The sequence below is a fragment of the Chryseobacterium sp. 27AL genome, assembly GCF_057815395.1.
In genome coordinates this window covers 254,311-275,285 of the sequence record NZ_JBYRIW010000002.1, presented here as the reverse complement: position 1 = coordinate 275,285, position 20,975 = coordinate 254,311, and the positions used below count along the sequence as shown (strand labels likewise).

Genomic DNA, 20,975 nt, shown 5'->3' with positions numbered 1-20,975 from the left:
TAGTAAACTAAAAATCCGGTTAATATTTAAATTTCCGGTTCTCTTTTTTCTCCGATAATTTCTTTTTGGTATCCAGCCTTTTCTGCTTCTGCGATTTGGAAGGTTTTGTTGCCAGACGTTTTTTAGGAATAACTAAAGCTTTATCAACAATTTCGAGGATTTTTTCGATGGCTTTTGTTTTATTCATCAGCTGCGTCCTGCTTTCGGAAACTGTTAGAAATAAAAAACCTTCTGCATTGATTCTGTTTTTTAATTTAGTTTGAATTAAATTTTTCTGGCCATCATTAAAATATTCAGACTCATCGACTTTCCACAGAACCGTTACAGAAGTTTCAACCTTATTGACGTTCTGACCTCCCGCTCCACTGCTGCGGGAAGTTTTAAAAATAAGTTCTTTAGAAAAATCTTTCATTTATTTAATTGTTAATATTGTTCTGCAATATATTTTTCAGTTCGATTCTGTTGACTTTTCCATTTGGGGTTCGCGGAATTTTTTCAATAAAAACAATCTCTTTTGGTTTATGGAAACTTTTTTCAAAAGGAATTTCTGCAATTTTATCGATGATTCCCTGAGATTTCTCTCCTTCGATAATCAATATCAATTTCTGGCCCAACGTTTCATCTACTAATCCCAAAAACATCACCTCCCGCGGAATTACCTTTTTTACCAGAGTTTCCAACTGTTCGGGAAAGATCTTTGCCCCTCCGGAATTGATCACATTATCAATTCTTCCTAAGAATCTAAACTGATTATCATTTTTAATTTCAACTAAATCATTCGTTTGTAAAACTTCGGTATTCAGGTGCGGGGCAAAAATCTTTAGGCAGCCTCGTTCATCCGTCGAAATTTCTACATTTTCAAATGTCGTAAAAAAGTCCTCCGGATCAGGAAAGATTTGTTTTAAAGCAATATGAGATAATGTTTCAGACATTCCATACGTCTCAAAAATACGTTGGGAATTTTCTGAGCTTAATGTATCAAAAATTTTCTTCTTTAAACTTTCTGAAACAGCTGCTCCCCCGATGATCAGGTTATTCACAAGGTGCAGCTTATCTAAAGAATTTTCCACCTGAAGTGGGGTCATCGCACAAAAATCAACCTTACAATCAATATCACGTAAAGGTTTTGTATTGGGTTCGGTAATTATTAATTTCAGTTTTCTAACAATAGACCGTACGACCATCATTTTTCCCGAAATGTATTCAATAGGAAGACATATCAAAGCCGTATTGCCTTCGAATAATTCTAAGAAATTACAGGTCATTTCAGCAGAAGCGATCATTTTCTTTTTTTCAATATTAAAAACCTTTGGAGCGCCTGTAGAACCGGAAGTCTGCACTTGTACCGTTTCCTTTTCGGAAAACCATTCAATTAAAAAACTTTTGATTTTGTTTTCAAACTCTGTTTTAGAAGATAATTGATTAATATTGAGATTTTTGAAATCTACCAGCATAATGATCGTAAATAAAAGACAATGTAAATTTAAAAAAAACTTCAAAAAGTTCTTGCAAATAATGAAAAAAGCTGTAAATTTGCACCACTCAAACAGAGAAAGACTCATGGTGTAGCGGTAACACTACTGATTTTGGTTCAGTCATCTGGGGTTCGAATCCCTGTGAGTCTACAAAACGGGAAAATGGCAATCATTTTTCCCGTTTTTGTTTTGTGAAAATTCTAATATTTTTAAGCAATATTCTGAATCACCCGATACCGATTTCCAATATTAACGGCAACAGAAATGACAAGACCTCTCACGAATGACCAAAACAGAATTTCATTGACATTGTCTTTGGTAAAATCCTGTTCATAATAAAAATTGATATCAATAAAAAACAGAACAATCGTCATTGCGAATGCACCTAATAATATCACTCCCGTTATTTTTAAATTCACTGTAAGATAATTTTATTTGTATATATTGATTTCTTAAGCAAGCTCATCAGGAATAGTGATCCCATTTTTCTTCATGTATTCCAGCAGTTCGTGATATTTCTCCTCAAAATCGCTTGTTCCGCATTTATCAGAAATACTGCAGATTTCAGAAGGCTTTATCTCTAAAATATCAGAAATTTTGGTGAGAATTTCAAGATTGATTTTCACTTTAGAATTTTCAATATCTGAGTAAGCTTTTTGTGATATTCCCATTTCAAAAGCCATGTATTCCTGTGTTAAATCCTTGCTCCTGCGGATTTTCCTTATGTTTTGACCACATATTTTCATGCCATGCCGTTTTAGTAGTTTTAGGTATATTTTAGAAGTATATCTATTAGACTTACACAAAGTTAGTGAATACCTTTGGCAAAACATTATTACGGTACATGATATTTTTATTTATTGAGACTTAAGTTAAAATTTTACGCCAAAAACTTCAGTTTAAAAAAAAGAAATATCACTTCAGGACAACACTTTAGGAATTATGGAGACGCAAAAATTTAATTATGACAATAATATTGTCAGAGCATTTCTCTATGCTACAATTGCATTCGGTCTGGTTGGTTTTTTACTCGGTCTTACCGCTGCGCTGATGCTTTTTTATCCCGAACTTCCCGAATTTTTATTCGGAACGGATGATACCACAATCAAAAGCCTGGCTTCAGGAAATATCCAGGGATTAATTAACACGCAAGGAGCTTTAGGCTTCGGAAGAATCAGAATGCTGCATACAAGTGCCGTTATTTTTGCTTTTGTATGTAATTCCTTTTTCTGTGGAGCTTACTACAGCATGCAACGATTGCTTAAAACCAGGATGTACAGCGATACCTTATCATGGATGCATTTCTGGACATGGCAGATCATGATTGTCTCTGTGGTTATTACTTTCCTAATGGGAATTAATACTTCCAAAGAATATGCAGAGCACGAATGGCCAATTGATATTCTGATTACTATTTCATGGGTAATTTTCGGAATCAATATGTTCGGAACTATTGCTAAAAGAAGAGTAAGACACTTATACGTAGCCATCTGGTTCTACATCGGAACCTGGCTCGCGGTGGCAATGCTTCATATTTTCAACAATCTCGAGGTGCCTTTATCATTCACAACATGGAAATCATATTCCATTTACTCAGGAGCTAAAGATGCCTTGGTACAATGGTGGTATGGTCACAATGCCGTTGCATTTGTACTGACAACTCCGGTTTTGGGTCTGATGTATTACTTCTTACCAAAGGCTGCGGACAGACCCGTATTCTCTTATAAATTATCAATTATTCACTTCTGGTCATTGATCTTCGTTTATCTCTGGGCAGGTCCTCACCACCTTCAGTACACCTCTTTACCGGCCTGGGCTCAGGCAGTGGGAACCGGTTTCTCTATCATGCTTATCGCTCCATCATGGGGAGGCATGCTGAACGGACTTCTTACATTAAGAGGAGCATGGGATAAGGTAAGAGAAAACCCGATATTAAAATTCTTTGTAGTGGCAGTTACCTGTTATGGTATGGCAACTTTCGAAGGACCATTATTGGCTACAAAATCTTTAAATAAAATAGGACACTATACAGACTGGGTAATCGGGCACGTACACATCGGAGCTTTAGGCTGGAACGGTTTCATGGCATTCGGTATCGTGTATTACCTGATCCCGGTAATGTGGAGAACATCATTATGGTCCAAAAAATTAGCGAACTGGCATTTCTGGCTGGGAACATTAGGGATCATTTTCTATGCGGTGCCAATGTACATCTCAGGTTTCACACAAGGATTAATGTGGAAACAGTTTAATCCGGACGGAACGTTGGTTTGGAAAAACTGGCTGGATACGGTAACAGCAATTATCCCATACTACAAAATGAGATTCTTAGGCGGGCTGTTTTATATTTCAGGTGCTATTTTAATGGTGGTGAATGTAATTAAAACCATTAAGGCCGGTTCATTCCAGAAGAATGTTCCTGCAGAAGCTCCGGCTTTGGCAAATATAGGTGGCGCAAGAAAAGAAGGAGAAGGATTACATCTTTGGATCGAAAGAACCCCGAGAGTAATGGCAATCCTGGCATTCATTGCTGTTGCAATCGGTGGTCTGGTGGAAATCATTCCTACATTAACATTAAAACAAAGTGTACCAACCATTACAGCTGTAAAACCATATTCTCCGCTGGAACTGGAAGGAAGAGATTTATATATCAGGGAAGGATGTAATGCCTGCCATTCACAGATGATAAGACCTTTCCGTGATGAAATCGTGAGATTTGAAGGTAAAAACGGACAATACTCTAAAGCAGGAGAATTCGTATACGACAGACCATTCCTTTGGGGATCAAAAAGAACCGGACCGGATCTGCACAGAGAAGGCGGAAGAAACCCCGATTCATGGCACTTTAAACATATGTATAATCCAAGAATCACTTCAGCAGGTTCTATCATGCCTCGTTTCCCATGGCTGATTACCAATAAACTGGACAAAGACCAAATGGTAGACAAAATGAAACTGATGAAAAATTATTTCGATGTTCCTTATACAAAAGCTGAGATTGATTCTGCGAATCAGTGGGCCGACAATCAGGCAAAAGGTATTGTTAAAAGAATTTATTCCGAGGCAGCAGACGTGAAGCAGCAGATAGAAAAAGACAGAATGACAAAAGGAGCATCTTTCGTTCCGCTTGAGAACAGGGAGATCGTAGCAATGATTGCTTACCTGCAGAGACTCGGAACAGATATTAAAACGACTCAGATCCAAACCGCAAGTGTAGAATAATTTAAATTAATTAGCAATGAAAACAAGAACCCCAATTTCAGTACACATCATTGTCACAATAGGTTTGACGATCATGGCGTTCGAAATGTTCGCACACGATTCAGGATATTTTTCTTCTCCTTTTTTCTGGGGACTCATGCTGATCGCGGTTATACTTCTTTTGATCATGAATTCCATCGGAGACCTGATCGAAAACCAGAATTTCACCAACCTTTCAGATGAAGAGAAAGCATTATACCTGAAAGAAAAAAGTACGCCTTATTTTCAGAAGCTCTGGAATTCAGCATTCAAAAAACAGTCTGCCACGGAAGAAAAAGATATTCTTATCGATCATGGATTCGACGGAATTACAGAACTCGACAACTCACTTCCAAAATGGTGGATCGGTCTTTTCTGGTTCGGATGTATTTTCTGTGCCGTTTATCTTACCGCATTTTCTTTCACCGATTATGCACACCCTGAGGCAGAATTGACACACGAAACCAAAACCATGCTCGCTTCCATCGCAGAATATGAAAAAACTGCGCCTCAGGTAAATCTTGAAACAGCAAAATATAGTGCCGACAATATTACAGAAGGTCAGGAACTCTTTAAAACCAATTGTGCAACCTGCCACGGGGAAGGAGCAAAAGGAGGAATCGGGCCAAACCTTACCGATAGCCACTGGATCAATGTAAAACAGAAAAGTCTTTTCAAAAACGTTTTCTGGATGCTTGAAAACGGATCTCCAAATAACCCGACAATGCGACCTTTGATTAAAGAAGGAACCATTACCGGAAGAGATGCCGAAAAAATCGCAGCCTATATTTATCATATCAACCAGGAAACAGCTCCTATTACGCCGGCCCAGGGAGGTGCAGCTCCGCAGGGAGAAGAAGTACACTGGGAAAACGGAAATAATTAAACTTATAATCTTAAAAATATAGTCTTTAAACCATGCCAAGCCCCCTTTTGAATAACTAAACTAACATTTATAAATTCATTTTTGCTAACCTTTTCAATTAAAAGAAAATGAAAAAAGGGGGCTTTTTACAACACAAAATCCAGGCTTTGACTGTCAGCATCAACTATTCACTTGACACTCAACTAAACTAAATTCCATTAGATTGGCAGTCAAGGCAGGATTTTTGCATACGCAAAGGGTACCACAATAAATAAGCAGTACAATTAGTATTGCTATATTTGTTTTAAACCCAATCACTCTTGAAACTGAAAATCAACAAAAGAAAACTCTTACGGCGTTTTATAATTACCATTATATCCATTTTGGTATTTATTACGTTACTTATTCTTAGCTTAAGACTTCCGGCAGTTCAGAACTTTGTTAAAGACAAGCTGGTTGTTTATCTCGAAAAGAAAATTAAAACAAAAGTAAGCCTGGAAAAGGTTTACATAGGTTTCCCTAACAGTCTTGTTATGGAAAACCTTTATCTAAAAGGTCAGAATATTGATACCCTTCTCGCCGTAAAAAAGCTTGATGTAGGTTTAAATATGCTTAAACTCATCAATTCTACGGCAGACATCACATCCGTGGATCTGGAAGGTGCCCGCGCCAATGTTGTAAGAAAACCTGACGGCACATTCAATTTTGATTACATTATTGATGCTTTTGCCACAACCGACAAAGAAGAAAGTCCTTCAAAACCATTCATTATTTCTTTAGATAAAATAAATCTGAAAGATATTGGTGTAACTTTCAATGATCAGCAGTCCAGAAATGATATTAAACTTTACTTTAAATCCTTCGATACGAGGGTAAAAACCTTCGATCTACAAAATAACTCCTATGCTGTTAATGACATTAACCTTGACGGCCTGAAGCTTAAACTGAAACAGGATCTTGTAGAAGAAGTTTCCAAAAAAGTTGAAAAGAAAGTTGATTCCCTCAATAATAAAAAGCCGATGCAGATCGGACTGCGGGGAATAAAGCTTACCAATTTCGATATCGATTACGGCGACGATAATACAAAAACATTTGCAAAAGTTTTATTTAAAGAGCTCAGCACAAAGATCAACAAACTTGATCTGGAAAATAATGCATACAACATTGACAATCTTTTTCTTTCAGGCGCCAATATTAATGCTAATCTTTATCTTCCAACAAAGAATGCTGATCCTAAAGCAGATAATAATGAAGTTTCTAAAACCACTGATCAGGAGAAAGCTTTAAGCCTTCTGCTCGGAAAGCTGGTTCTTAATGATGTAAAAGTCGCTTACAACAATACCGCTATCGCTCCTACAAGACAGGGAATGGATTTCAATCACCTGAACTTTTCCAAGTTAAACCTTGAGGTAAGAAGCTTTAAAATGCAGGACAATACTTTTGCCGGATCGGTAAATTCTGCAGAGATTCAGGAGGCAAGAGGGCTTGACATCCGTGAATTCAATACCGATTTTGTGTACAATGAAAAAGAAGCTTATCTCAAAGATCTTTATCTGGAAACTTCGAGGACGATTCTTCGTGATGAAGTGGTGTTGAATTATAATTCTACCGAACAGCTGAGTTCAAATTTAGGAGCCGTAAAGATTTCTGCAAACATCAAAGATTCAAAAGTAGGTTTCGCAGACATTTTAAATCTTGCTCCGGATCTTCGTAATACCGCACCATTCAACAAATATCCGAATGCTATTCTGAATGTTAATGCCAATGTTAAAGGCAATGTGAATGATCTCTTGATCAACAACCTTAAAGTATCAGGTCTTGACCAGCTGAGAGTGGCTGCATCGGGAAGAATAAAAAATGCAACCAATCCCAACAATCTGTACTATGACCTGAAAATTGCAGAATTGTCGTCTTCAGCCAGAACAATTTATAATTTGATTCCGAAAAACACCATTCCAAATAACATTTCCCTTCCCTCAAACATGAGTATTAAAGGAACAGCAAAAGGAACGACCAAAGTTGTAGATGCCAACCTCAACCTCTACTCTACTTCAGGAAATGCGGCCGTGGTAGCGAAGGTCGACATGCGCAGAAAAAACCGTGAACTCTATGATGTAAAAGCCAATCTGCAGGGATTACAGATCGGCAGAATCATTAAAAATAAAGACATCGGGCCTATTTCGGCTCAAATCTATGCTAAAGGAGAAAGCTTTGATTTCAAAAATGCCAATGCAGATCTCAAAGGACACGTTGCTTCAGCCGTTTACAAAGGCTATCGTTATCAGAATATGAACCTTACGGGAAAAATAAGACGTGGAGCATATAACATTATATTGAATTCCAAAGATCCTAATGCCAATATGCAACTGACCGCATCAGGAGTTTACAACGAAAAAAATCCTACGGTAAAGGTTAATGGAAACATCCTGAAGCTTGATCTTAATAAACTTGGATTCTATAAAGATCAGATGATCCTCGTAGGAAAAATTGACGGCGACTTTACCAATCTGGATCCCGATCATCTGAATGGATATTTAAATCTAAAAGATTTTGCTTTTTCAGACACGAAAGAAATTTATCCTATTCAGGAAATTAATTTAAAAGCGTCATCGACCTCTGATTCAACGAATATTATTTTCAATTCGCAAATCGCTGATGTGGAATTGAGGGGAAAATACAGGCTTACCCAAATATTCGGAGCATTAAGCCAGACGATAAATCAATATTACCAGTTCCAGAAGCCGGCGAAAAATGAAAAAATCGAGGCGGGGCAGTTTTTTACCTTTAATGCAAAAATTAAAAATGATGACCTGATCAGGAAATTTGTTCCGGACCTGAAGAGTTTTGAAACCATTAATCTGACCGGAAATTATAATGCTGATTCGCAGAAAATAGAAATCGACGGACAAATCCCGCAGCTTCTGTATGGAGAGAATTCTGTCGAAAATGCAACCTTAAAAGTTACCAATGAAAATCAGGCGTTACAGTATAACCTGAACGTTGCTGCATTGAAGAGTTCAAGCTTTGCTTTGAATAAAGTGAATATCGGAGGAGACGTTGCCAACAACATCATCAATTACAACATCACGACAAAAGATGCGAAAGATGAGACCCAATTCCTGATCGCCGGAAATGCAAAATCACTGGATGACATTACTGAAATTTCATTGAATCCGGATGGTTTGAAACTAAATTACACCAACTGGACCGTTGCAGAAGGCAACAAAATACAGATCAGCAGCAAAGGTATTGTGGCAGATAATTTCAGATTGTCCAATTCAGGAAGTGAAATCCTCTTACAATCGGAAACCCAGTCGCCCAATGCTCCGTTGAATGTTTCTCTGAAAGATTTTAAAATCGAAACCATTACCGAGATCATTAAAAAAGACACCTTGCTGGCAAGAGGAACCATCAATGGAACTGCTCAGTTACGTGATCTGACCAAAAATATGACCTTTACTTCAGACTTAAATATCACCGATCTGATCGTTTATGAAAACCCTATCGGTAATCTTGCCGTAAAAGTGAATAATACTTCACCGAAGATTTTAAATGCTGATATTGCCCTTTCCGGAAATAATAATGATGTAAAGATTTTGGGAGATTACAATACCTCATCAAGCACATTTGATCTGAATATGGCGATCAATCAGCTGCAGATGAAATCTGTACAAGGCTTTTCGATGAATGCCGTCACGAATACCGAAGGCTATCTTTCCGGGAATTTAAAGATCACCGGAACCACCTCACAACCGAATATTTTAGGTAAGATAAAATTCAATAATGTAGGACTGGAAATTGCCAAAACAGGAAGTGACTTCCGAAAGCTTAATGACGAAATTGATTTTACCAGCCGCGGAATTGAATTTAACAACTTTAAGATCAACGATAAAGATGGTAATTCTTTAAATATTGACGGGCAGGTTCTTACACAGACATACAGGGATTTCGCCTTTAATCTCGATCTGAACGCCAAAGACTTTAAAGTCGTTAATTCCGAAAAATCCAATGATGCGATCATGTACGGAATTCTTTCTATTGATGCCGCATTACATGTCAAAGGAAACCTGGATCTGCCGAAAGTTGATGGCCGTCTTTCTGTTGCCGATGATACCGATTTTACATTTGTTCTTCCCCAGTCTTCTCCTACATTACAGGAAAGAGAAGGTATCGTTGAATTCATTGATCAGGATCAGGTAGCTTTAAATAAAACCATTAAGGCAGATTCTTTAAATTCTCAGACAAGGATTAAAGGAATGGATGTGAGTGTAAATATTGAGTTGAGCAAAGAAGCCAAATTATCTTTATTAATTGATAAAGCCAACGGAGATTTTGTAAAACTTCAGGGTGAGGCCGAGCTTACCGGCGGAATCGATCCTTCAGGAAAAACCACGCTTGTCGGAGTTTATGAAGTAGAATCAGGAAGCTATGAAATGTCGGTAAGTGTACTGAAAAGGAAGTTTGATATCCAGAAAGGAAGCACCATCACCTGGACCGGCGAGCCTACGACTGCTATGCTCGACATTACGGCAATCTACAAAACAGAAGCCGCACCGATCGATCTCGTGGAACAGCAGATCAGTGGAGAAAGTGCCGCAACGCTTAACCAATTTAAGCAGAGAATTCCTTTCAACACCTTATTAAAAATGAAAGGCGAACTGCTGAAGCCTGTCATCACTTTCGATATTACTACAGATGAGAAAAACAATGCTGTCTCTTCTAATGTTACCGATATTGTAGACCAGAAGCTGACTCAGTTGAGAACGCAGGAATCTGAAATGAACAAACAGGTTTTTGCTTTGTTACTACTCAACAGATTCGTCGGTGAAAATCCTTTCGAGTCCGGAGCCGGGCTTTCAGGAGAAATGATGGCGAGACAGAGTGTGAGTAAAATTCTTTCACAACAATTAAACAATCTTGCCTCTGATCTTATTAAAGGGGTTGATCTGAATTTTGATCTTGAATCTTCCGAAGATTATTCTTCCGGTGCCAAAAATACAAGAACAGACCTGAATGTAGACATCAGTAAAAAATTGTTAAATGATCGTCTGAAAGTTTCTGTAGGCAGCAATTTCGGACTGGAAGGTGAAGCACGCCAGAATGAAAACATGACCAACATTGCGGGAGACGTAACGGTAGATTACAGCCTGTCCAAAGATGGCCGATACATGCTCCGTGCTTACCGTAAGAATGAGTATCAGGTGGCGCTTCAGGGACAGATCGTGGAAACGGGACTAGGATTTATCATTACACTGGACTATGATAAGTTCCGCGATATCTTCCAGAGATCAAGAAATAAAAAGCAAAGAGAAGAAAGAAAAAACAAACAGAACCAAGCCGTAGAATTTAAATAAATGAAAAGAAATTATTACATATACTTCAAATATGCGCTTACATTCGGGATTGCTTCTGCTGCGGTCTCGTGCAACACAAGATATCTGAAAGAAGGTCAGATGCTGTACACCGGTGCAGAAATCAATATCGAAAATGATACGATTTCCAAAGGGGAAAAGAAAGACTTAAAGGCCGGGCTGGAAGCGAATCTTACTCCGAAACCCAATTCAAGCTTTCTTGGTTTAAGGCCGAAACTTTTTTTCTATAATATTGCTAAAGAGCCTAAAAAAGAAAAGGGATTCAATTACTGGCTGAAATACAAATTGGGTGAAAAGCCTGTACTTCTCGGCGATGTAGATCGTGAATTCAATAAAGATATTATTGAAAATTATTCTGAGAACAAAGGTTATTTTAATGCGCAGGCAACCTACGATACGGTTTCCAAAAATAAAAAAGCAAAGGTCATCTACACCGTAAAACCCGGGGCAAGATATCTGATCAGCGACGTGAAGTTCCAGCAGGATTCTACTTTGGTTAACCGGGAAATCCAAAATCTTACTGGCAAAACCCTCCTGAAAAAAGGACAACCCTTCGATCTTGACGTGATAAAGTCTGAAAGAGAGCGTATTGATAACGGATTAAAGGAAAGAGGCTTTTATTATTTCCATCCTGACAATATTATCGTTCAGGCAGACAGTACGGTAAGCAAGAACCATAAAGTTGAGATGAATGTAAAGCTGAAGGACAATACACCGGAACTTTCTACCCAGCAGTTCAGCATTGATAAGGTGATCGTTTTCCCGAATTACAATATTCAGGATGTGAAAAACGGGAAATACGGTGTCCCGATGGATACTGATTCTCTCGGGAAGTACGCTTATAATGACATTTACGTCATCGATCCTCAGCATAAATTCAAACCCAGAATTTTTGACAGGGCGCTGTACTTCAAAAAAGGAGACCTTTATAACAGAACCAATCATAACCTTACCTTAAACAGGCTTATCAGTCTTGGTGTTTTCAAATTTGTAAAGAATGAATTCATTGTTTCAGATTCGTTACAGCATAAATTTGACGCTTATTATTTATTAACACCAAGAGAACTTCAGTCGCTACGCCTTGAAGCACTGGGAAGAACGAATTCTGCCAACTATGCAGGAAGCGAGCTCAACCTCAACTGGACGCACAGAAACTTTTTCAGAGGTGCAGAACAATTCAAAGCATCCGTGTACGGAGCTTTTGATGTACAGATCGGAGGACCGGAAAATGCTAAAAACATATTCAGGGCCGGAACCAATGTACAGCTTTCCATCCCGAGGATTGTAGCACCATTCAGGTTTAACTCATCCAGTGCTTTTGTTCCGAGAACGAATATCACCTTAGGCTATGAATTCCAGAACCGCACGGAATATTATACTTTAAACACCTTCAGCGGATCATTCGGGTATGTCTGGAAAGAAAATGCAAGAAAGGAGCACGACCTGAAAATCCTTGATGTCACTTACGTTTCGCCAGCCAACATTACCCCTTTATATGATTCAATCTCGCGAAAAAGTGATGCGATGAGAAGAGTGGTAGAGCGCCAGCTGATCTTTGGACCGACTTATTCTTATACGTACACCAACACGATGTTGTCTAAACCCAGCACCATCTATTATAAAGGAACCCTGGATCTTGCAGGAAATATTACAGGGCTGCTTACGGGAGCGAATGTAAAAAAAGACAAGGAAAAAACGATCTTCGGAGTACCGTTCAGCCAATATGCAAAAATTGAAAATGATTTCCGTTTTTATCATAAATTCAACGAGAAAACATCATTAGCCACACGAGCGATTGCCGGGCTCGCCTATCCTTACGGAAATTCCGAACATATTCCTTTTTCAAGGCAGTTCTTTTCCGGTGGTAGTAACAGTGTAAGAGCTTTCAGGGCAAGAACTTTAGGTCCGGGAAGCTTTGATCCGAGAACGATAGAATCCGGATATTATTTTGATCAGTCGGGAGACATAAAGCTTGAGCTGAATGCCGAGTACAGAGCCAACTTATATAAATTTTTAAACGTCGCCGTCTTTGCCGATGCAGGAAACGTGTGGCTGGTAAATGAAGATCCTGACAGACCCGGAGCAAAATTCTCAAAAGAATTTTTAAGCGAAATTGCCGTAGGAGCCGGAGTTGGTCTGAGACTTGATTTCTCTATTTTAATTCTGAGACTTGACCTCGCCATGCCACTGAGAGTACCTTACTATGAAAGAGGCGACCGATGGACTTTCGACAAAATTAATTTCGGAGATTCGAGCTGGAGAAGAGACAATCTCATCCTGAACATTGCGATCGGATATCCTTTCTAAATTATTATACATGATAAAAAGAATAAAATTCTTCTGGGAAGCTTTAAAAGAAACTTATACAAAATGGAACGATTCGACCGCTTCCAATGATTCTGCGAGCCTGGCATATTATGCTATTTTCTCAATTCCTGGTTTGCTGATTATTATCATCTGGATTGCCGGATATTTCTTCGGTGAGGAAGCAATTCGGGGACAGATTACCAGCCAGATCAGCGGCCTTATGGGACAGGATGCAGCCAAAAGCGTGCAGGATATGATTGCAGGAGCTTTGATCGATAAGGAAAATATATTCATGAAAGCAATTGGTGTCGGTTCTCTTGTTTTCGGTTCGACGACATTATTCTTTCAGCTTCAGCGTTCCCTGAACAGCTTATGGGACGTACAGCCTGCACCCAAAAAAGCTTTTGTTAAATTTCTTCTCGACAGAGCCAACTCCTTAGGAATGATCCTGATCATCGGCTTTTTACTCATGATTACCATGGTGCTTTCGTCTTTAATCAGCTTACTTAATAACTGGATCACGAATTATTTCGGACTGGAGACCTATATGGTGGTAGAGCTTGTAAATTACCTGATCGGGTTTACTGTGACCATGCTTTTATTTGCTTTAATGTTTAAAGTATTACCGGATGTAGAGATCAGCTGGAGGCCCGTATGGAGAGGTGCCTTTCTTACGACGATCTTATTTACCTTGGGAAAATTCCTTTTAAGTCTTTATTTCGGAACGGCCAAACCGACCTCAGCGTTTGGGGCAGCGGGAACTGTTATTCTGATTATGATGTGGATTAATTATTCGTGCATGCTCATTTTCTTCGGAGCAGAATTTACCAAAATATACGCTAACAAAAGAGGCTTTAAAATCGTCCCTTCCAAACATGCGAAGTGGAGCGATGCCAAATTGTATGAAGACAGCCAGAGAGCGAAAAACCCATCTGAAAGCTAAATAAAGCTATATGCACGTATCTTTTTCTACTGTAAATAGCGAATATTTTGGTTCTTATTAAAAGAAATTCACAAGCGTTACAAAAAATACATGCTGTAGAGTTACTCAACTCTTGCTGTAGAGTTGCTCAACTTCTGCGCAGGAGTTGAATGAAAGATGCGCAGGTTTCGGGCGAAACCTGCGCATCTTTTTTTTATATTCCGAATACATGATTAAATATCATATACTAATTCTGAGAATCCTTACATTCTGTTTACCGTTGTGATCCCGAGAAGATTCAGGGATTTCTTTATGGTTTTGGCTGTAAGATCTGAAAGATTTAATCTGATCTGCTTTACATTTTCATCCTCATGATTCATGATCGGATTGCTCTGATAAAACGAGTTGTACGTTTTTACCAGATCATATACATAATTGGCCACCAGAGCCGGACTTAATACTTCTGCTGCTTTCTGAACAACAACTTTATAATTGGCCAGCTGCATCACCAATGCCTTCTCATATTCATTTAAAACAACACCATCCACTGCTTTATATTCAAAATTTGCCTTAGCCAGTAAAGACTGGATACGCGCATAAGTATACTGAATGAACGGCCCTGTATTTCCATTGAAATCAATACTCTCTTCAGGATTGAAGAGCATTTTTTTCTTCGGATCCACTTTAAGCATGAAATATTTCAGCGCTCCCATTCCTACACTTTCGTAGTTTTGGGCTTTTTCTTCCTCCGTTAAATTTTCCAGCTTTCCAAGTTCTTCTGCAGCCGCTTTTGCGATGTTGTGCATCTCCTGCATCAGGTCGTCTGCATCGACTACCGTTCCTTCACGGGATTTCATCTTACCGTTCGGAAGCTCAACCATTCCGTAAGACAGGTGATACAATTGATCTGCCCACGAATAACCAAGTTTCCCTAATATTTTAAATAAAACCTGGAAATGGTAATCCTGTTCGTTTCCTACCGTATAGATCAGCTTTTGAATATCGTTTTGTTTAAAACGCTCAACAGCCGTACCCAGGTCCTGGGTCATATATACTGAAGTTCCGTCAGAACGCAATAGTAATTTCTGATCCAGGCCTTCATCCGTAAGATCGCACCATACGGAACCATCTTCTTTCTGATACAGCACTCCTTTATCCAACCCTTCCTGAATCAAATCCTTCCCTAAGATATAGGTATTGCTTTCGTACTGAACCTGATCGAAATCTACTCCCAGTCTTTTATATGTTTCATCAAAGCCTTTGTACACCCATGAGTTCATTTCATTCCATAGAGCACGTACTTTTTCGTCCCCATTTTCCCAGTCGAGCAGCATCTTTTGGGCTTCTTTCATTAAAGGAGCATCTTTTTTCGTCTGTTCTTCAGCAACGCCCTGTGCGACAAGTTCAGCAATTTCCTTTTTATATTCCTGATCAAACTTTACATAGTAGTTTCCGACAAATTTATCGCCTTTAATGCCGGTGGTCTCAGGAGTTTCTCCATTCCCGAACTTTTCCCAAGCCAACATTGATTTGCAGATATGGATCCCTCTGTCATTAATGATCTGGGTTTTAATCACATTATATCCTGCCTCTTCAAGGATCTGAGAAACGGAAAAGCCTAATAAATTATTTCTGATATGGCCAAGATGAAGAGGTTTGTTGGTATTCGGTGATGAATATTCCACCATTACTGTTGAATTCTTCTTTTCTACAGCGTCAAAGTTTTCTGCCAATCCTTTAAGGTTATCGATAAAGAATTGATTTTTAACTTTAACATTAAGAAAGCCTTTTACAACGTTAAAACTTTCAAGAAGTTCCGTCTGCTGCGTCAGGGCATCTCCCAGCTCAACCCCGATGGCTTCGGGATTTTTTTTCAGCTGTTTCACCAAAGGAAAAGTTACGATGGTAAAATCTCCTTCAAACTCCGTTTTATTTTCCTGGACTTCCAGTGTGATGCCTTTCAATTGATAGACATTCAGGATCACCTCCAGAAGTTTTTCTTCTATTATATTTTTAATATTCATTTGATTCTAAATTGAACCGCAAATATACGGAAATAAAAAAACCGCCCGAAGGCGGTTCGTATATAATATATATTATATTAGTTTCTATTCCAGAATGGAGTAAATTGGTTTTTAACAAAAACATCTGCCTGATTTACTACTGGAGTATTAGCACCATTGGTACTATACTCTCTACCAGGATAAACTAATCTCCATGGTTTATTAGGCTGTGTAGCAGTAATAGCTAATGGTGTAACCGGGAACCCTGTTTTAAGATAGTTAATATAGGTTTCCTGCGGCTTGAAGTAATGTAATGCAACCATTCTCTGGTACTGAATTGCAGCAATATGTCCATCAGTACCATTCCAACCATATGGTTTAGAGTTTAAAGATGCAAGATATGTTGTTGCTTGAGCAACAGTACCACCCAATATTGTGAAAGATGCATTCACTGCGTTGATATAATTAGTTTGTGCCCCGGTGAAAATAGCAGGATATAATTCTGCAGCCTCAGCTTGTAATAAATAAGATTCTGCAGCAGTCATTATATAGCCATCAATTTCTGAATTTGTAGTAGCTGAAGAGTTATTTAAAAACTTCCAAGCCATTCGAGAAAAAGAAGATTCACCAGCACCTGGAGTCTGTCCTTCACCTTGTGTAATACCTTTAATCGTACCACCTGCACCAAGATACATTAAGCCACGACGTGAGTCTGTAGTACCTTGTGTTTTAGTATTTGTACCATTAAGTAATCCTGCAAAGTGACTTGAAATCATAATGTATCTCCATCCATTTGTATTAACAGCCGACCCATCAAAATTCAAATAACCATAATTATTAATTAAAGGATTTTGCTGATCAGCATTCGCATTACCATATCCTGGGTTAATTGCAATATTAGAAGTTACAAACTCTTGCCCTTGTAAAGTCTGCAATTGAGCCGTAACAAAAGATCTGATATTAGCATCATTTACTTTAGATTGTCTTAATAAAAGTCTTAACTTAATAGTATTAGCAACTTTTTTCCATGTGTCCATATCACCATTTAAAATCACATCTTCATTTCCTACAGGAAATTGAGGAGTTGTCGGGTCATCAATGGTAGCAATAGCCTCATTTAGTAAAATAACAAGATTTCTGTAGATATCTTCACCTTTATCATATTTAGGAGTAAGATTAGCTTCTCTTTTAAAAGCTTCTGAAAACGGAGCATCACCATAGAAATCCACAATATACTGCATACTGTTTGCCATTAAGATTTTTGCAATAGCAGCATGGTGAGGATATTGTGCAGCTTTTGGACTATTATAGATATTAGCATATCTACTCATTGCCAAATAACTATTATTCCAGAAATTATTTGCAGGAGCAAACGCAGATGTTACTTGCAATTGATATTCTGCACTCATTGGTGATGCAAAATAATATATATTTCCAGCCCAGTTATTCATCCAAATATTGGAAAGCTGGAAAATATCTGAGACTTCCACATCATAATTGGATGTCTGAGCAGCACTTAAATATCTATCCGGCGAAACGACTTCAACCGAAGGGCTGTTTACTGCTGTATTATCATCTAGCTGACAAGAAGCCAGTGAAAAAGCTGCAAACGCTATATAAACATATTTTTTCATTATTATAAATTTTAAATTAAGGATTAAAATGTAATAGAAATATTTCCTCCAAAAGTTCTGAGATTTGGATATTGTACAGCTCCACTGCTGATATATCCTGCATAAGCTCCGTTACCTTCATATGATGTTTCAGGATCATCATAATTTCTGTTTTCTTTCGCAAATTTAGTGAATGGATTTCTTGCATGTACACCAATAGTAAGTTCATTAATTCTAGATTGACCTAACAATTCTTTGCTAAATGTATAAGATAATCCAATTTCACGGACTTTAAATGCTGTTGCATCCAAAACAAAGTTTTCTCCTACAGTATTATAAGAGGCACCACCATAATATTCAGAAAGTGCCAGTGTAGGATTATAATTTGCTGCATCATTAGGATTGTTATATGTTGTTGCATAAATTGGTACATTTGTATTAGCAACATAAGCACCATTCTGCATATAAACAGAATTAGGAATAATATAGGCTTTCGTTCTATCCATTGCAGCAGATTCCTCAAGCTGACCAGAGAATGCCATAGAGTTTTTAGTACCTGAGAAGAATTTGTGTCCTGTACGATAATCTGCGGTAGCAGATAGTGTAAACCCTTTTACTCTTAGTGATGTTGTAAACCCTAAAATATATTTTGGAGTAGTTTGACCTAAGATTTGCAGCTGAGAATTTACCTGTGGTAAACCAGTTGTAGGATTAACAACAATTCTACCTTGATCATCTCTCACGTATGTAGTACCTTTAATTGTGTTTAGTCTTTCACCTTCAATGGCAAATAAGCCTGAATATGAATTTGACAATAAGGCAATTTCTTTAGCACCATCGGCTAGTTTTGTCACCATAGTGTACGCACTTGTAAAGTTGGCACCAATATCCCAGCGTACATCTTTAGTTTTAATAGGAACTAAATTCAAATTCATCTCTATTCCTTTACCTTCCAAATCTCCGATATTTGTCCACTGACCGTTTACACCAGATGAAGTTGAAGTTTGCTGGAATGTAATCAAATCTGATGTCTTTGTCTGGAATATAGCTCCATCAAATGTAATTCTATCCTTAAATAAACCAAACGACAGCCCTATTTCCGCTTTAGTAACTTTTTGAGGTTTTAAATTAACATTATATATCGTTGTTTGGGGTACATAACTAATGTAACCACTTGATGCATAAGGATATCCTGCACCGATATTAGCAACAGGGTCGAGATTGTAAGCATTAATAGGTCCTGTTCCTGCAGTACCTTCGTAAGCGCCGGTTATTTTAAGGAAATTCAAAACATTTCCTCCGAAATCAAATGCTTTTGTAGGTATGAAAGATACTGAAGCCGACGGGTAAAAATATTCAAACTTATTATTATATTGTTCCTGCCTCAATAAAGAATTTAACTCATATCTCCCGGTAAGGTTTAAAAATAAATATTTCTTATATCCCAAGTCAATATTTGCTAATAAAGCATGAACGTTATTATGACTTCTGTTATTGGCTAAGGTACTTGGCTGTGCAGGACTTGAGAGATTAGAAATAACATACAAACCTGGAATAACGATACCAGTACCACCGGCCTGGTTATTTTTAGCTCTGGTATCCTGGTAGTTATGCCCTACAGTTACATCCAAATTTAAATCTGCAGCGATATCATAGTTTGCATTTAATAGTAAATCACCATAATATCTTTGCGCAATCTGAGTAGATTCATAATAGTTTGATTGAATATCATTAACAATACCTCCGTAAATAGGCGCAGCAACATAGCCGTTGTTAAAGCTGCTGGTCTCTAATGCCGTATAATTCAAGTTTCCACGGTAGGTAAGTTTGATATGATCGTTAAAATCATAACCCACTCCTGCAATAACGTTGAAATAATTTCTTAATGAGTTACTACGTACATTTTTCTGTCTATAGTACGGGCTGGTATAATAAACATTCCAAGCGTAACCATTATCTGCATAATCTTTAAATCTTTCAATAGGAATATCAGAAGAACTTTGAAGCAGATCATGATAAATAGTTGCGTCAGCCTCAGAACTCTTAGTTCTAATAAGGTTAACCTGACCGTCAAAAGACCATTTATTTATTTTAGCACCACCTTTTAATAAAACAGAATACCTGCTTAATTTGTCGTCAGCTACAACAAACTCTTTCTCTAAGCTACCGATGTTCATCCCGAAATATCCATCCCTGTTACCAGTAGATATAGATAATGTATTCTGGAATATTGTTCCCGTTTGGAAGAAGTCTCTAACATTATCTTTACCATACGGAGCAAATCTTGACATAATTGAAGCACCTTCATCTCCTGTAGGCACACTTGAATTTGGATTTACTGAAATTGTACCGTCACCATCAAAATCATACAACGGAATACCATACGGCTGTGTCGTTCCAGCCCAATTAGGATCATTGAAGGCTGGCCCCCATGCTCCATTTTCAACATTTATCTTATCACCATACCATCCCTGACCATAAATCCTTTGTCTTTTTGGTAAGAACGCTACAGATTCAAAATCAACGGCAGAAGTAAGATTGATTCTTACACCGCCCGAGGCAGTACCCCTCTTAGTTGTAACCACTACAACACCATTTACACCCTGAGGACCGTAAAGTGCAGCTCCACCAGCTCCTTTAATGATGTTAACAGATTCTATTGCATCCGGCGGCAACTGAGATAAAACAGTAGCTGTTGAAATTACGTTATCAATAACAACCAGTGCCTCTGTATTACCAGTAATCGTATTTGGAGTTCTGATTACAATACTTTGCGATGAGTTAACACTATTGTTAGTCTGGTTGATTCTTACACCTGACGCTTTACCGGCAATTGCACTAATTGCATTAGGGTTACTCGCTACTTTTAGCTGTTCATTACTGATAATTTGCTGAGCAGTGGTAACCTCATCTCTAACTTTCAACCTACCTGTAACTGGCTGAACAAACACAACTTCCTCAATATTTTGTGTTTTAATAGTGTCTCTATTTCCTCTATCTTGGGCATTAATCACCGCAACAGAAGATGACAAAACTACCAGTAGAACACTTGCTGTTAATTTCTTCATATTTAAATTGATTATTTTTATTTCTGCAAATATGTAAAACTTTCTTAACGTAAACAAATATTTTTGTTAAAAATATTTAAATTTATATGTTTTCATGGTATAATAAATAA

At 37.9% G+C, this 20,975-nt stretch carries 12 protein-coding genes and 1 tRNA gene; 6 read left to right on the top strand and 7 right to left on the bottom strand.

Annotated features, from left to right (window positions below; all coding sequences use genetic code 11):
* Positions 1-19: 19 nt before the first annotated feature.
* Both arfB and AC3WV0_RS06775 read right to left on the bottom strand, forming a co-directional pair.
* Positions 20-412 carry an alternative ribosome rescue aminoacyl-tRNA hydrolase ArfB gene (gene arfB / locus AC3WV0_RS06780; protein WP_488845110.1) on the bottom strand — a complete coding sequence of 131 codons (393 nt, stop codon included), beginning with the start codon at positions 410-412 and terminating at the stop codon, positions 20-22.
* Positions 413-416: 4 nt separating this feature from the next.
* Positions 417-1,454 carry an AMP-binding protein gene (locus AC3WV0_RS06775; RefSeq protein WP_488845108.1) on the bottom strand — a complete coding sequence of 346 codons (1,038 nt, stop codon included), beginning with the start codon at positions 1,452-1,454 and terminating at the stop codon, positions 417-419.
* 100 nt (positions 1,455-1,554) lie between these two features.
* Between AC3WV0_RS06775 and AC3WV0_RS06770 the strand changes: the two genes are divergently transcribed.
* Positions 1,555-1,625, top strand: a tRNA-Gln gene (locus AC3WV0_RS06770).
* A gap of 59 nt (positions 1,626-1,684) precedes the next feature.
* Here the strand turns inward: AC3WV0_RS06770 and AC3WV0_RS06765 are convergent.
* Together AC3WV0_RS06765 and AC3WV0_RS06760 are read right to left on the bottom strand one after the other, a co-directional pair.
* A complete protein-coding gene (locus AC3WV0_RS06765) occupies positions 1,685-1,894 on the bottom strand; it encodes a hypothetical protein (protein WP_488845106.1) in 210 nt (69 codons plus the stop codon).
* 33 nt (positions 1,895-1,927) lie between these two features.
* The gene (locus AC3WV0_RS06760) at positions 1,928-2,221 is read right to left on the bottom strand and encodes a helix-turn-helix domain-containing protein (protein WP_488845104.1); all 294 of its coding nucleotides are present in this window, start codon (positions 2,219-2,221) and stop codon (positions 1,928-1,930) included.
* 196 nt (positions 2,222-2,417) lie between these two features.
* On the opposite strand from AC3WV0_RS06760, the gene ccoN reads away from it, so the two are divergent.
* The 5 genes from ccoN to AC3WV0_RS06735 all read left to right on the top strand — a co-directional run bounded on the left by ccoN (position 2,418) and on the right by AC3WV0_RS06735 (position 14,202).
* Entirely contained in the window at positions 2,418-4,697 is a 2,280-nt protein-coding gene (gene ccoN, locus AC3WV0_RS06755; RefSeq protein WP_488845102.1) for a cytochrome-c oxidase, cbb3-type subunit I, read from the top strand.
* A gap of 16 nt (positions 4,698-4,713) precedes the next feature.
* Entirely contained in the window at positions 4,714-5,601 is an 888-nt protein-coding gene (locus tag AC3WV0_RS06750; RefSeq protein ID WP_488845100.1) for a cytochrome c, read from the top strand.
* Between the two features lie 299 nt (positions 5,602-5,900).
* Positions 5,901-10,934, top strand: a complete 5,034-nt coding sequence (locus tag AC3WV0_RS06745) for a translocation/assembly module TamB domain-containing protein (RefSeq protein ID WP_488845098.1) — start codon at positions 5,901-5,903, stop codon at positions 10,932-10,934.
* On the top strand, positions 10,935-13,259 hold the full coding sequence (gene tamL / locus AC3WV0_RS06740; RefSeq protein ID WP_488845095.1) for a translocation and assembly module lipoprotein TamL: 2,325 nt from the start codon (positions 10,935-10,937) through the stop codon (positions 13,257-13,259).
* A gap of 10 nt (positions 13,260-13,269) precedes the next feature.
* A complete protein-coding gene (locus AC3WV0_RS06735; protein ID WP_488845093.1) occupies positions 13,270-14,202 on the top strand; it encodes a YihY/virulence factor BrkB family protein in 933 nt (310 codons plus the stop codon).
* Between the two features lie 242 nt (positions 14,203-14,444).
* Here the strand turns inward: AC3WV0_RS06735 and argS are convergent, their stop codons facing one another.
* The 3 genes from argS to AC3WV0_RS06720 all read right to left on the bottom strand — a co-directional run bounded on the left by argS (position 14,445) and on the right by AC3WV0_RS06720 (position 20,865).
* Positions 14,445-16,205: an arginine--tRNA ligase gene (gene argS, locus AC3WV0_RS06730; protein WP_488845091.1), complete on the bottom strand. Its 1,761-nt coding sequence runs from the start codon at positions 16,203-16,205 to the stop codon at positions 14,445-14,447.
* A 77-nt stretch (positions 16,206-16,282) separates the two neighbouring features.
* Entirely contained in the window at positions 16,283-17,818 is a 1,536-nt protein-coding gene (locus tag AC3WV0_RS06725) for a SusD/RagB family nutrient-binding outer membrane lipoprotein (RefSeq protein WP_488845089.1), read from the bottom strand.
* A gap of 23 nt (positions 17,819-17,841) precedes the next feature.
* A complete protein-coding gene (locus AC3WV0_RS06720) occupies positions 17,842-20,865 on the bottom strand; it encodes a SusC/RagA family TonB-linked outer membrane protein (RefSeq protein ID WP_488845087.1) in 3,024 nt (1,007 codons plus the stop codon).
* Positions 20,866-20,975: the final 110 nt, after the last annotated feature.